Below are 13,393 nucleotides of genomic sequence, written 5' to 3' on the forward strand. Positions count from 1 at the left end.
AGGTTCTTTTCTCACTCTTTATCTTCTAGAAACTGTGGATTTCTTTACAAGTAATTTCAAATGGCTTGCTTTATTATACCACTCTTTTTCATCGGCCAAAAACTAGAAAAGATTAATAATATAGGTGAATTTAAATACACATTTGAAAAAAAAACGAGATGAGCAACTCACCTCGTTTATGCCAATTTGACTTTTGATAATTTATCAATATTCTCAAGCATAATACCTGTGCCTACTGCAACGCTGTCCATTGGGTTTTCAGCGATAAACACCGGCACCTTCAATTCCTCGGCCAGCAGCTGGTCAATGCCGTGAAGCAAGGCTCCGCCTCCGGTCAAGATCACCCCGCGGTCAATAATGTCAGCTGACAGCTCAGGAGGCGTTTGTTCCAGTACATCTTTCGCTGCCTGCACGATGACGGCGATTGATTCCCTGAGCGCCATTTCGATTTCTTCAGAATTGACGATTAATAGGCGCGGAAGCCCGGAAACCATGTCACGTCCGCGAATCTCCATCTCTTCACTGCGGCCGCCCGGATACACGCTGCCTATTGTAATCTTGATATCTTCAGCTGTCCGTTCACCGATCAGCAATTTATATTCTTTCTTAATGTAATTTAAAATTTCATTGTTGAAATTGTCGCCAGCCATTTTAATCGAAGCCGCTGTCACAATGGCACCCATTGATAACACAGCCACATCTGTTGTGCCGCCGCCGATATCAACAACCATGTTGCCGCTTGGCTCAAAAATATCCATGCCGGCTCCAACTGCTGCTACCTTCGGCTCTTCTTCTAAATAGACCGTTTTTCCGCCGCTTTTTTCTGCCGCTTCACGAATCGCTTTTTGCTCAACGCTTGTAATATTTGTCGGACAGCAAATTAAAATGCGCGGCTTAGAAAGTAAGCCCTTAACATTCAGTTTGTTCAGAAAATATTTCAGCATAGACTCTGTCACATCGAAGTCAGCGATAACCCCGTCCTTCAGCGGGCGGATAGCCACGATATTCCCCGGCGTTCTGCCGACCATGCGATGGGCCTCTTCGCCGACAGCAAGCACCTTGTTGGTGTTCTTGTCAATAGCTACGACTGATGGCTCGTTTAATACGATTCCTTGTCCTTTTACATGAATCAATACATTTGCTGTCCCCAAATCAATTCCAATATCTTTTGAAATCATTAGAGCAGCCCCCCTTTTTTATTCGATAGTTTTTATTTATTTCCATCTTTTTATGTCTATTTTCGTACAAAGATGAGGAGTTCCCAATTTTTTATTTTATCATACTTGCCAGGAAAAAGCCGGATTATTTGTAAACTTTCTTTGTTTCTTTCCGCGCAAAAAAATCCGCCCGCAGGAGGCAGATTTCCTTTTTTATTTATGCGACTGATCACACTTCAGCTCCTGAACCGCTCGCCTTTTTTAAGGCGGCCGAATACTTCTTCTTCGTCGCTTCCCCCCCGCGCAGGTGGCGAATCGACTTATGATAGTCCAGGATCTCCTTCACCTGCTGAGCCAGCTCCGGGTTCACCTCCGGAAGGCGTTCTGTCAGGTCTTTATGCACTGTACTCTTCGATACACCAAACTCTTTCGCAATCACCCGCACAGTTTTTCTTGTCTCCACGATATACTTGCCAATCCTGATCGTCCTCTCCTTGATGTAATCGTGCACACCGCTCGCCTCCTTCATTGGATGTGAGACGTGTGAAATGAGACTCGCTTTCGCTTGAATGAAATAATATAAATCCGCATGCAGCAGTGCCTGCACACGGAAAGAAAGCTTTCACTTTCTTTTCTTCCGCAACTAGACTGCTCTTGTTATCATCAGGTATTTGTCCGTCTAACGATTCCTCACCTCAAACCATCCCTTTGTCTTTATACAGGTTTTATTATTACTATATTGACGAAGCAGGAAAAATATGTACAGGAAGGGGAAATAAATGTCCAGTCAGGCGGCTTTCTGCATAAAAAGAAAAAAGCAGCCCATCAAGAGCTGCCCCGCCTGTTACGAATTGCTGTCGCTTTGTTCTTTCTCTTCGATTGTGCTGCTGTTTTGTTCCTGATCAGAAGGGCTTTCTTCCGTTTGCTCCACAGATTCTTCTGATTCTTTATCCGCTGACTTTTCCGCTTGCACCGGCTGGATAGACTCTTGAATCGCCGCTACTGTTTTGTCAAAGCAGTCCTGCGGATTGATCGCGACTTTATCCTTGCGCACTTCAAAATGAAGATGCGTGCCCGCTTTTTCATTTAACAGGCTCTTGCCGGCTTTCGCGATGACATCTCCTTGCGCCACCTGATCGCCTTTTTCTACTTGGATATCTTGCACCGATTGATATTGTGTCACAAAACCGTCAGCATGCTCAATGACAATGACGTTGCCAAGCAATGCATCGTTTTCCTCAACCTTGACTACTTTTCCGCTTAAGGCTGCCGTCACATTAAATGTTTTGCCGCCCTTCACTGCATAATCAATTCCTGTGTTTGGATGGTACGTATTATTATAGACTACGAGTGCTTCTTGTTGTTCCTTTGCAGAGGCCTTTTCATCATAGAAATTCGTCTTAATCACTGCTTTGTCTTCATGCTTGAAAGGCAAAGCCATTGGTTCTACAGATGAATTGACTTCTTCCGCCGGCTGATTAAACATTCCTTCATCGACTGCGCTTTCTTGCGGTCCCTTCACTTGCTCTTTCCCCGATCCTGCCATTTGGTACCAGATAATGCCTGAAATTAAAATGGCGGCACTCATTAAGTAGACAGCAGGGAAGACCCAGCGATTTTTAAAGACTTTCTTCATTTTTTGAGAAGTGTTTTTCTTTTCTTCCTCTCTCATGTTCATCACCTCAGCAACCAGTGTGAACACATTTCAGGGAATCTATACGTCAATTTGGAAAAATTTTCGTTTCTGGAAAAATCGTTATAAATATGCCACAAAACCAAAAATGAGAGCGCAGAAAATCATGATAGAATGAGATCAATCTTATATTCGGCTAAGGTGGTGTAGTTAATTGAAAAAGTTGGCAAAGGGCTTGTCCACGATCGCTCCGTTCGTTTATATGGCGGCAGTATGGATCATGTCCAGTATGCCGGATAACGCGATTATTGAACTTCCTCAAAGCGAAGCGGACCGCTTTTTTAAAGAGTCCCTGCATTTAATTGAATTTGCGATTTTATATATTTTGATTGTTCATGCGTTTTTAGCGCACGGACGCTTTACGAGCGCGGCCCACTTAGCGGCTGCTTTAATCGCCTGCTTTTACGGATTCATCGATGAAATTCACCAGGCGTTTGTTCCCTCCCGTTCCGCAACGGTCATTGATGCTGTGAAAGATGTAACCGGCGTATTCGTCTGCTTTTTGATCGTCCAGTTCACGTACTTTCAGCGGCCGAACAGCTTGATCAGCCGCCTGATGAATAAGTTCACCCATTGGGTCAGCTCCTAACTCCTTGCCTCTATCGGCAAGGAGTTATTTTTTGGCCGTAACGGTTTCCTTGACAAAGTTTTTGGCTGTTTCGATTTTGGTTTGCTGATAATAATGGGCGATGATTTGTTTATAGTTTTTTCCTTCTTTCGCCATTCCGTTGGCTCCGTATTGACTCATTCCAACGCCGTGCCCGTAGCCCTTCGTCGTGATGATGACATCACCCGACTTCAGCACCCAGTTGAAATCAGAAGAAGGCAGCTCCAGCTTTTCCCTCACTTCCCGGCCTGAAAATTCTTTCCCGCCGATTTTCACTGAGGCGATGCGCTTGCCTTCTGTACGTCCTGTAATCGTTCCCGCCTCCCCTTTGCCATTGACGGATATTCCAAGCTTTCTTTCAAACTCGGCAAGAGGCATCGTTTGCTTCGTGCTGTATTCAGGGGACGATTCATCCCACGGACTGGCCACGCTTTTTAAGTAAGGCAGCGGCTCGTTCCAGTAATCCTCTGAGTTCTCTGTGTAGCCGTTGCTTGTCGAAAAAAAAGAAGCTGTAATAGGGGCACCGTTATATGTAATGACCTGACCAGCTGTTTCCTGAACAGCTTCATTGATTTTTTTGGATTTCCAGTCAAAATCTTTTCCCCAGAGCTGTTTCAGCTCCTCCTTCGTTTTAAACACTTGATGCGCGACGGTATCGGTGACATTCGCCTGGCCGTTCACTTTGCTTCCGCTCATCATTTGTTTAATAATAAATGTTCTTGCTGTTAACGCTTGGGCTTTCAGTGCTTCTTTCTCAAAGGAAGCCGGCATTTCCGCTGCCACGACACCAGCCACATATTCCTCCAACGGAAACGTTTCCGTTTTCTTTGTGCCGGAACGAAACACTGCCACATCCAGGGCAGGCTGCTCCTGCACCTCTTTAGGCGCCTTCTCGTGCGGCAGTCCGGCGGCTAGCTCCTCTTTTCCTGATGAAAACAAGATAACGAGCAGTGAAGGGAGAATAACAGCAACTGCGACAAGTCCGGCAAGCAAAAAAGAAAGTGAATGTCGTTTTTTCATCAAATCAGAGGCCTCCATTTATCAGATTGGGTACAAAGGTTACCCACATTTAAGGATATGGCGGACACCCCCTGGATATGACACCCATATCTTCTTTTAGTTGGAAGTACCTGCAGGAGGTAAATAAAAAAAACTGTCCCGCCCGCAGGCAGAACAGTTCTTTGTTCTTAAGCATTAATATCTGTAATGACTTTTTCAGAAGCAGGTGTTTCTTCTTTTACGCGAATAATATCCGCTCCAAGAGCTGCCAGCTTGCCGTGGAAGTTCACATATCCGCGGTCAAGATGCTTCAGTTCTGTCACGCGTGTATAACCCTCGCCAACAAGCCCAGCTAAAATCAGCGCAGCTGCTGCACGCAAGTCCGTTGCTGCTACTTCAGCCCCTTGTACATCAGACGGGCCATTAATGATGACCGAACGGCCTTCAATTTTAATGTTGACATTCATGCGTCGGAATTCCTCGACATGCATAAAGCGATTTTCAAACACGGTTTCGGTAATCATGCTTGTTCCTTGGGCTTTTAACAGAAGCGCCATCATCTGTGACTGCATATCTGTCGGGAACCCAGGGTGAGGCATTGTTTTGATGTCAACCGGCTTCAATGTTTCAGGACCGATCACACGGACACCATTATCTTCCTCGATAATTTGCACACCCATTTCCTTCATTTTAGCAATTAATGAAGACATGTGCTCCGGCACTGCTCCCTGAACGACCACATCTCCGCCTGTGATCGCTGCAGCTACCATAAACGTGCCGGCTTCAATGCGGTCAGGAATGATCGCGTGGTCGGCTCCTTGAAGTTCTTCAACGCCTTCGATCCGAATCGTTTCTGTTCCGGCACCGACGATTTTTCCGCCCATTGCATTAATTAAATTAGCAAGATCGACAATCTCAGGCTCTTTCGCTGAATTTTCAAGAATAGTCGTGCCTTCAGCCAATGCAGCAGCCATCATAATGTTTTCTGTTGCGCCGACGCTCGGAAAATCAAGATAGATTTTCGCGCCTTTTAGCCGCTTGGTTACTTCTGCTTCGATAAAGCCGTTTTCTACCCGTACCACTGCACCCATAGCTTCGAAGCCTTTTAAATGCTGGTCGATTGGGCGAGAACCGATGGCACAGCCGCCCGGAAGAGCCACTCTCGCTTTTCCTGTGCGCGCAAGCAATGAACCCATGACAAGAACAGACGCCCGCATTTTGCGTACATACTCAAATGGCGCCTCAACGAATAACTCTTCAGATGCGTCTACTGTGACGATATTATTTTCAAAATGCACTTGGCAATTTAAATGGCGAAGTACTTCATTTATTGTATATACATCAGAGAGAGTCGGTACATCCCGAATCACACTCTTTCCTTTACTGGCTAATAATGTAGCGGCGATGACTGGCAGAACTGAATTTTTTGCTCCTTCGACTTTCACAGTTCCACTTAGTTTATTACCGCCGCGGACGATAATTTTTTCCAAACTTTTCCCCTCCGCGTCCAATTTATATATTAATATTCAATCGTAATGAGAGGCGTGCCTATCACAAAATTTGTCTCAGAGCCTCTCTGTTTTTTTCTTAGTCCAACTTGTACATTCATTTCACGCTTTGAAAGCGGAAGGTCGCTCCCAAAACGCTCGGAATACATAGATAAAGAATAAAAATTCTTTTCAGAAACTGCTTCTCTTTTTTCGGCTTTCCAGCCTGATAACAATGTAGAAAGTTGATTTGACAAAACTTCTTCAAGTGTACCATCAAACTTCCCTTTTATACAAGTAAATACCCGTGGCTTTCCGTGAAAGATTTGTGAATATGTAGCGGTAAATTCCTTTGAAAAAAAGGCTCTTATTTCCTCTTCGTCAGCAGCAGTAACCGAGTAAAGCATATAGGCAACACCGCCGGCTGTGTCTGAAGAAACAATTTCGATCTTCTGTTGAACCGATCCTTGCGTATGTTCAAAGATGTAGCCGTCTGTATTCCCTTTGTTAAAGGCTGACTCTTGCCAACCGGTTAACGATGCGTGCAGCCGATTCGCTGCCTCATCCGGCTTTTCTGTTAAGCGTTCGCGAGTATGTAAGGTCCACTCTTCAATCGATCCATCCACACCTTTCACACTGTCAGTCAAAAGCAGCAAAGGTTTGCTTTCACTATCTGCCATTGTGTTATTCCCTAACAAAATTACAATGAAACACCCCAACAAAACATAATATCTATTTTTTAGTAGATTCATTGATATCCTCTCCCTTAGCAACCAGTTTGGCCTGGCTGGGAAAAGATAAACAGGGAAAAACACGACAAATTGCATGCTTTGTCGACAATATGATTTGTTCATCTATTCACTTGTTTATAAGAAATGGGGGAGAATATAAAAACTCCCTAAAGAAATAATATACAAAATAGAAAAAAATACAAGCCTGTAGGAAGAACTATTTTAAAATTTTATTGGAATAAAAGCGGCAATTGGCGGGACCACAAGAAGTAATCAAGGAAGAAATTGCTAACCGTTGAACCGATTGCAATGGACAAAACCACGAATAACAAGCGTGCTTGGAAGATGTGGTTAGCTTTGATGAGCTGATCTAGGCGAACGGCCTGAAGCGCCCAAAACGATAAACCGATAAACACCAAATGTGACAAAATACTGAACAATGCATCTTGGCCGAAATTTGCCATCATCCCTATCCCCCCTTATCTACTTAATTAAAATATTTACCATCTAGCTCCTGACGAAAGCAGTGCTGGTTTTTCTATGAGTGAAAAAACCTCCCGTTTCCGGAAGGTTTTTTTCATTTGTTACGCTCTGCCTTCATAAACGTCAATACGGTTAATTGCCCGTTTCAATGCTAATTCAGCACGTTGAATATCTATATTGTCTTGTTTATTGCTCAGGCGGTTTTCCGCTCTCATCTTAGCTTCTTTCGCCCGGGCAACATCAATATTTTCCGCTGTTTCAGCCGCTTGTGCTAATATCGTCACCTGATCTGGACGGACTTCTAAAAATCCGCCGCTGACCGCGACCAAATCAGGTTTTCCAGCGCCTTTGTTTAAGCGAACAGCGCCAACTTGTAAAGGGGCGACCATCGGAATATGTCCCGGTAAAATGCCAAGCTCACCGCTTTGAGCTTTGGCACTTACCATTTCAACATCCGCTTCGTACGCCGGGCCATCAGGAGTGACGATACTGACTTTAAATGTCTTCATTGTTTAACCCCCTGGTCCCGTATTATACCTCTACGCCCATTTCTTTTGCTTTTGCAACAACCTCTTCGATGCCGCCGACAAGACGGAAAGCATCTTCAGGAAGGTTGTCGTATTTGCCCTCAAGAATTTCTTTGAATCCGCTAACTGTGTCTTGAACCGGCACGTAAGAACCTGGCTGACCAGTAAACTGCTCGGCCACGTGGAAGTTTTGTGATAAGAAGAATTGGATGCGGCGGGCACGGCCTACGACCAATTTATCTTCTTCAGAAAGCTCATCCATACCAAGGATCGCAATGATATCTTGAAGCTCTCTGTAACGCTGCAATGTTTGCTGCACTTGGCGAGCTACATTATAATGCTCTTCTCCAACGATTTCCGGAGAAAGGGCACGAGATGTAGAAGCCAATGGATCCACCGCTGGGTAAATACCCATTTCTGAGAGTTTACGCTCAAGGTTTGTTGTTGCATCCAAGTGAGCGAATGTTGTAGCCGGAGCCGGGTCCGTGTAGTCATCGGCCGGTACGTAAATCGCTTGGATAGATGTAACAGAACCTACGCTTGTAGATGTGATCCGCTCTTGCAATTGACCCATTTCTGTAGCAAGTGTCGGCTGGTAACCAACGGCAGAAGGCATACGGCCTAAAAGGGCAGAAACCTCAGAACCTGCTTGTGTGAAACGGAAGATGTTATCGATGAAGAAAAGAACGTCTTGTCCTTGCTCATCACGGAAGTATTCCGCCATTGTTAAACCTGTCAGCGCTACACGCATACGTGCGCCAGGAGGCTCGTTCATTTGTCCGAAGACCATCGCTGTTTTGCTGATAACGCCAGAGTCGCTCATCTCGTGGTAAAGGTCGTTTCCTTCACGAGTACGCTCTCCAACACCGGCGAATACAGAGATACCGCCATGCTCTTGGGCGATGTTGTTAATCAATTCCTGAATAAGAACTGTTTTACCTACACCGGCACCTCCGAAGAGACCAATCTTACCGCCTTTGATGTACGGAGCAAGCAAGTCTACTACTTTGATACCAGTTTCCAGGATTTCTACTTCTGTAGAAAGCTGCTGGAAAGTAGGCGCCGCGCGGTGAATCGCATTGCGCTCAGCTTCTGCAGGGATTTCTTCATTTAAGTCAATTGTTTCACCAAGTACGTTAAATACACGTCCGAGGGTTATATTTCCTACTGGTACAGAGATTGGCTGACCCATGTCAATTACTTCTGTGTTACGCTGTAAGCCGTCTGTTGAAGCCATGGCAATTGTCCGTACAGTGTCATCACCTAAGTGAAGCGCCACTTCCAATGTTAATTCAACAGCGTCTTTATCAGATTGTGCACCGATTTGCACTTTTAACGCGTTATAGATATCAGGCAGCTGACCGCTTTCAAACTTTACGTCAACAACCGGACCCATAACTTGAAGAACGCGTCCTTTGTTCATCTCTTTCCCTCCTATCGTAATCGTCCAATCTATCGTGATGTTTATGTCGAACGGCAGGCGCAAAACAGCGCCTTCCGCTTTTCTTTTGTCCAGCTGCGCCTCCTTGCCCCTCGAGGTCATAAGCCGTTCCACCCGGAAGGTTACAGAACAACCTTCCAATTGGATCGTCTTATGCTTGTCGGGACAAAACAGTCGGCTCGCTTTTCTTGACTATTCTAACGCCGCTACCCCACCGACAATCTCTGTAATTTCTTGTGTGATTGCCGCTTGGCGTGCACGGTTATATTGCAATGTTAGTGTATCAATTAATTCTTTCGCGTTGTCTGTTGCTGTTTTCATCGCAGACATCCGGGCAGCATGTTCACTGGCTTTGCCGTCAAGAAGTGCACCATAGATTAAGCTTTCTGCATATTGCGGAAGAAGGACTTCCATGATTTCTTCGGCTGCCGGCTCAAATTCATAAGCCGTCAGTTTGTTAGAAGAAGGAGCAATATCTGTTAAAGGCAGCACTTTCTTTTCTGTAACATCTTGCTGGATCGCGCTGACAAAGTGGTTATAGTACATGTACAATTCATCGTACATTCCTTCGGAGAATAAGCTGACCGCTTTGTTCGCAATGTCTTTAATGTCAGAGAAAACAGGCTGATCAGGCAGGCCTACGATATCTAAAGCCACATTCATTCCTCTGTGAAGGAAATAGTCGCGGCCCATGCGTCCAACTGCGATAATCACGTATTCATCTGGAGAAGAATGACGTTCTTTAATTGTGTTGCTGACAAGGCGAAGAATGCTGCTGTTATAAGCTCCCGCCAAACCGCGGTCTGAGGTAATCACCAAATACCCGGTTTTTTTAACGGGGCGGGAGACTAGCATCGGATGTGTTACATCTTTGCTGCCAAGAGCAATGGAGGCGACTACTTCCTGAATTTTTTCCATGTAAGGAACAAATGATTTAGCATTTGTTTCAGCACGGCTCAATTTAGAAGCGGAGACCATTTCCATCGCTTTTGTGATCTGGCTCGTCTTTTTAGTAGAAGTAATCCGAGTCTTTATGTCGCGTAACGATGCCACTGGTTCTCACCACCCTTTTTATGTTAGAAATTTACCTAGAAAGAGGGAAGGATCTTGAGGATCCACTCCCGCTTTTAAAGTTCTGGATAATTATTCAGATTTCGCGAACGATTTTTTGAACTCGTTGATCGCTGCTTTCATATCGTCATCAGAAGCGAGTTCTTTCGTTTTGCGAATATGATCTAACACGTTTGTATGGTTGTGATCTAACCAGCTTAATAGCTCATCTTCAAAGCGGCGGATATCTTTAACTGGAATATCGTCCAGAAGACCGCGTGTCAGCGCATAAAGAATAACTACTTGCTTTTCAACCTTGAGCGGTTTGTTCAAGTCTTGCTTCAATACTTCAACTGTACGCGCTCCGCGATTCAGCTTCGCTTGCGTCGCTTTATCAAGGTCAGAACCGAACTGAGCAAACGCTTCAAGTTCACGGTAAGCAGCCAAATCCAGACGAAGTGTACCGGCTACTTTTTTCATTGCTTTAATTTGGGCAGATCCACCAACACGGGATACAGAAAGACCGGCGTTGATCGCAGGACGCACGCCTGAGAAGAAGAGGTCAGACTGTAAGAAGATCTGTCCGTCAGTGATAGAGATAACGTTCGTTGGAATGTAAGCAGAGATATCGCCCGCTTGTGTTTCAACGAATGGAAGAGCGGTAATAGAACCTGCTCCTAAGTCATCGTTCAATTTAGCTGCACGCTCAAGTAAACGGGAATGCAAGTAGAAAACGTCACCAGGATAAGCTTCGCGACCTGGAGGACGGCGTAATAATAAGGAAAGTTCACGGTAAGCAGCTGCTTGTTTAGATAAATCATCATATACAATCAGAACGTGCTTGCCGTTAAACATAAATTCTTCAGCCATTGATACACCTGCATATGGAGCAAGGAAAAGCATTGGCGCAGGTGAAGAGGCAGAAGCTGTAACAACGATTGTGTAGTCAAGAGCACCGTGTTTACGGAGCGTTTCAACCGTTCCGCGAACAGTTGATTCTTTTTGTCCAATCGCTACATAGATACAAACCATATCCTGGTCTTTTTGGTTAAGGATTGTATCGATCGCTACAGTTGTTTTACCTGTTTGGCGGTCACCGATGATTAATTCACGTTGTCCGCGTCCGATTGGCACAAGGGCATCAATCGCTTTAATACCGGTTTGTAATGGCTCATGAACAGATTTACGGTCCATAACGCCAGTTGCCGGGCTTTCAATTGGACGAGTTTTCGTTGTATTGATTGGGCCAAGACCGTCTACAGGCTGTCCAAGAGAGTTTACAACGCGTCCGATTAATTCTTCCCCAACCGGTACTTCCATGATGCGGCCAGTACGGCGGACTTCATCGCCTTCACGGATATCTCTGAAAGGTCCGAGAATGATGATACCTACGTTGTTTTCTTCTAAGTTCTGTGCCATACCCATGACACCGTTTGAGAACTCAAGCAGTTCTCCAGCCATGACATTGTCGAGGCCATGAGCACGAGCGATACCGTCACCAACTTGGATAACTGTACCAACATCGTTTACTGTAATATCTGACTGGAAGTTCTCAATCTGCTTTTTAATCAGCGCACTGATTTCTTCAGCTTTGATGCTCATGAATTTCACCCCTCATAATAATTATAGTAGTTGTATTCGATCGAAGGACGCCGCCAAGCAGCGCCTCTCGCTTTTCTTGTTACTTCGTAATAAGCTGCTGCTCTAAACGGTTTAGTTTGCCGCGCAGGCTGCCGTCGAAAATACGGTTGCCGATGCGGACTTTTAAGCCGCCGAGTAATTGCGGATTAACAATGTTGTTAATCTTTAATGCTTGCTTGCCGACTTTCTTCGCGAATTTAATAGAGATTTGGTGTGTTTCTTCTTCTGTTAAAGGACGCACCGATTCAACAGTTGCTTCTGCAAGCCCCTGCTCTTCATTCGCTAAATTCACATAAGCCTCGGCAACAGCCGTAATATCTCCTTCACGGTGCCGCTCTATTAAAAGCATTAATAGATTAGCTACATAAATTGAAGCTTCTGAAAAAGCATTCTTTACGAGTGCTTGTTTTTCTTCAATTGTCAGCTTTGGCGATTCAAGCAAAGGAAGCAATCCTTTGTTTTCCTCAAATACCGCTTTCACCACTTGCAGCTCTTCACCAATTTCTTGGAGCTGCTGATGTTCTTTGGCAATTTCGAAAAGAGCCAGCGCATAGCGTTTCGCCACTACGGAATCACTCATCACTCTTCCCCTGCCTCTTGGATATACTCGTTAATTAATTTTTCTTGATCTGCTGCGCTTAAATCTTTTTCAATTACTTTAGAAGCAATCAATACAGATAAAGAAGCCACTTGCTCACGAAGCGCTGCCATTGCCTGTTCAGTCTGCTGTTCGATTTCCATCTTAGCAGATTCTTTCAGACGCTCAGCTTCTGCACGAGCAGCCGCAATGATTTCTGCTTTTTGGCTGTCGCCCACCTTCTTAGCATTCTCAATAATTTCTTGAGCTTGCTGGCGAGAGGCTTTTAATTCTGCGCGAGTTTCTTCCAATAACTTATTCGCTTCGATCCGGCTTTTTTCCGCCGCATCGATTTCGGATGCGATATGATCTTCACGCTGCTGCATGATTCCCATTAAAGGTCCCCAAGCAAACTTCTTAATCAGCGCTAGTAAAATAATGAACATTGCTAATTGGAACAAGATGTCGCCGCCGTTAAAACCAGCTGACGATCCAAGTACGAATGCGTTTGCTAACACGCCCACTTCACTCCTTTCAAGAGTTTCCCCCCTCCCCTTCTCAAGGGAAAGGTCTGTATAAAAAGAATGGAACTGCTTGTTACACTTCGAACATAAAGCAATGGCGAAGGTTCGCTTGGAATGATCTTCGCCATTGGAACAAAAATCCCTGAATATTTTAACCTTGTCCAGCTATGGCGCCTGGACAGGCCAGGCGCTTGTGCTGTTATTATTGGCCTTGAACCATGAACGCGATAACTACAGCGATGATAGGAATCGCCTCTACTAACGCTACCCCGATGAACATTGTTGTTTGAAGCATACCGCGAGCTTCTGGTTGACGAGCGATACCTTCAACTGTTCTAGATACGATAAGACCGTTACCGATACCTGCACCAAGTGCGGCTAAACCGATTGCGATTGCTGCTGCTAAAAGACCCATTTTAAAATTTCCTCCTTTAAATGTATAAATAATGTATTTGTTTAAAAATAGGTTTGTTCAT

The 13,393-nt window shown here is 44.9% G+C and carries 15 protein-coding genes; 1 reads left to right on the plus strand and 14 read right to left on the minus strand.

Annotation, left to right across the window (positions count from 1 at the left end; all coding sequences use genetic code 11):
* Window positions 1-176 precede the first annotated feature (176 nt).
* From mreB to B1A98_RS08495, 3 genes are all read right to left on the minus strand, one after another.
* Window positions 177-1,178 (minus strand): rod shape-determining protein, encoded by a 1,002-nt coding sequence (gene mreB / locus B1A98_RS08485; protein WP_063384513.1) that lies wholly within the window; start codon window positions 1,176-1,178, stop codon window positions 177-179.
* Between the two features lie 208 nt (window positions 1,179-1,386).
* Window positions 1,387-1,668, minus strand: a complete 282-nt coding sequence (spoIIID, locus tag B1A98_RS08490) for a sporulation transcriptional regulator SpoIIID (protein ID WP_041095369.1) — start codon at window positions 1,666-1,668, stop codon at window positions 1,387-1,389.
* 333 nt (window positions 1,669-2,001) lie between these two features.
* Window positions 2,002-2,829, minus strand: coding sequence for a stage II sporulation protein SpoIIQ (locus B1A98_RS08495; protein ID WP_063384512.1), 828 nt, complete (start codon window positions 2,827-2,829; stop codon window positions 2,002-2,004).
* Window positions 2,830-3,004: 175 nt separating this feature from the next.
* Between B1A98_RS08495 and B1A98_RS08500 the strand changes: the two genes are divergently transcribed.
* Window positions 3,005-3,439, plus strand: coding sequence for a VanZ family protein (locus B1A98_RS08500; protein WP_041095373.1), 435 nt, complete (start codon window positions 3,005-3,007; stop codon window positions 3,437-3,439).
* A gap of 24 nt (window positions 3,440-3,463) precedes the next feature.
* Here B1A98_RS08500 and spoIID read toward each other — a convergent pair whose 3' ends face one another.
* From spoIID to atpE, 11 genes are all read right to left on the minus strand, one after another.
* Window positions 3,464-4,477: a stage II sporulation protein D gene (spoIID, locus tag B1A98_RS08505; protein WP_063384511.1), complete on the minus strand. Its 1,014-nt coding sequence runs from the start codon at window positions 4,475-4,477 to the stop codon at window positions 3,464-3,466.
* Window positions 4,478-4,644: 167 nt separating this feature from the next.
* On the minus strand, window positions 4,645-5,946 hold the full coding sequence (murA, locus tag B1A98_RS08510) for a UDP-N-acetylglucosamine 1-carboxyvinyltransferase (protein WP_041095377.1): 1,302 nt from the start codon (window positions 5,944-5,946) through the stop codon (window positions 4,645-4,647).
* A 29-nt stretch (window positions 5,947-5,975) separates the two neighbouring features.
* A complete protein-coding gene (locus tag B1A98_RS08515) occupies window positions 5,976-6,797 on the minus strand; it encodes a YwmB family TATA-box binding protein (RefSeq protein WP_082821701.1) in 822 nt (273 codons plus the stop codon).
* A gap of 107 nt (window positions 6,798-6,904) precedes the next feature.
* A complete protein-coding gene (locus tag B1A98_RS08520) occupies window positions 6,905-7,141 on the minus strand; it encodes a DUF1146 family protein (RefSeq protein ID WP_041095381.1) in 237 nt (78 codons plus the stop codon).
* 117 nt (window positions 7,142-7,258) lie between these two features.
* The gene (locus tag B1A98_RS08525) at window positions 7,259-7,666 is read right to left on the minus strand and encodes a F0F1 ATP synthase subunit epsilon (protein ID WP_041095383.1); all 408 of its coding nucleotides are present in this window, start codon (window positions 7,664-7,666) and stop codon (window positions 7,259-7,261) included.
* 22 nt (window positions 7,667-7,688) lie between these two features.
* The gene (gene atpD / locus B1A98_RS08530) at window positions 7,689-9,107 is read right to left on the minus strand and encodes a F0F1 ATP synthase subunit beta (protein WP_063384857.1); all 1,419 of its coding nucleotides are present in this window, start codon (window positions 9,105-9,107) and stop codon (window positions 7,689-7,691) included.
* Between the two features lie 210 nt (window positions 9,108-9,317).
* A complete protein-coding gene (gene atpG, locus B1A98_RS08535; RefSeq protein WP_041095385.1) occupies window positions 9,318-10,178 on the minus strand; it encodes an ATP synthase F1 subunit gamma in 861 nt (286 codons plus the stop codon).
* Between the two features lie 90 nt (window positions 10,179-10,268).
* A complete protein-coding gene (gene atpA / locus B1A98_RS08540) occupies window positions 10,269-11,777 on the minus strand; it encodes a F0F1 ATP synthase subunit alpha (RefSeq protein WP_041095387.1) in 1,509 nt (502 codons plus the stop codon).
* 79 nt (window positions 11,778-11,856) lie between these two features.
* Window positions 11,857-12,396 (minus strand): F0F1 ATP synthase subunit delta, encoded by a 540-nt coding sequence (locus tag B1A98_RS08545; protein ID WP_063384509.1) that lies wholly within the window; start codon window positions 12,394-12,396, stop codon window positions 11,857-11,859.
* Complete coding sequence (gene atpF, locus B1A98_RS08550) at window positions 12,396-12,911, minus strand: F0F1 ATP synthase subunit B (RefSeq protein WP_041095391.1); 516 nt, start codon at window positions 12,909-12,911, stop codon at window positions 12,396-12,398. Before atpF ends, B1A98_RS08545 begins: the two co-directional genes overlap by 1 nt.
* Before the next feature lie 208 nt (window positions 12,912-13,119).
* Window positions 13,120-13,332, minus strand: a complete 213-nt coding sequence (gene atpE, locus B1A98_RS08555) for a F0F1 ATP synthase subunit C (protein WP_006838507.1) — start codon at window positions 13,330-13,332, stop codon at window positions 13,120-13,122.
* Window positions 13,333-13,393 lie beyond the last annotated feature (61 nt).

This window comes from Pseudobacillus badius, from assembly GCF_002189605.1.
GTDB lineage: Bacteria > Bacillota > Bacilli > Bacillales > Domibacillaceae > Pseudobacillus > Pseudobacillus badius.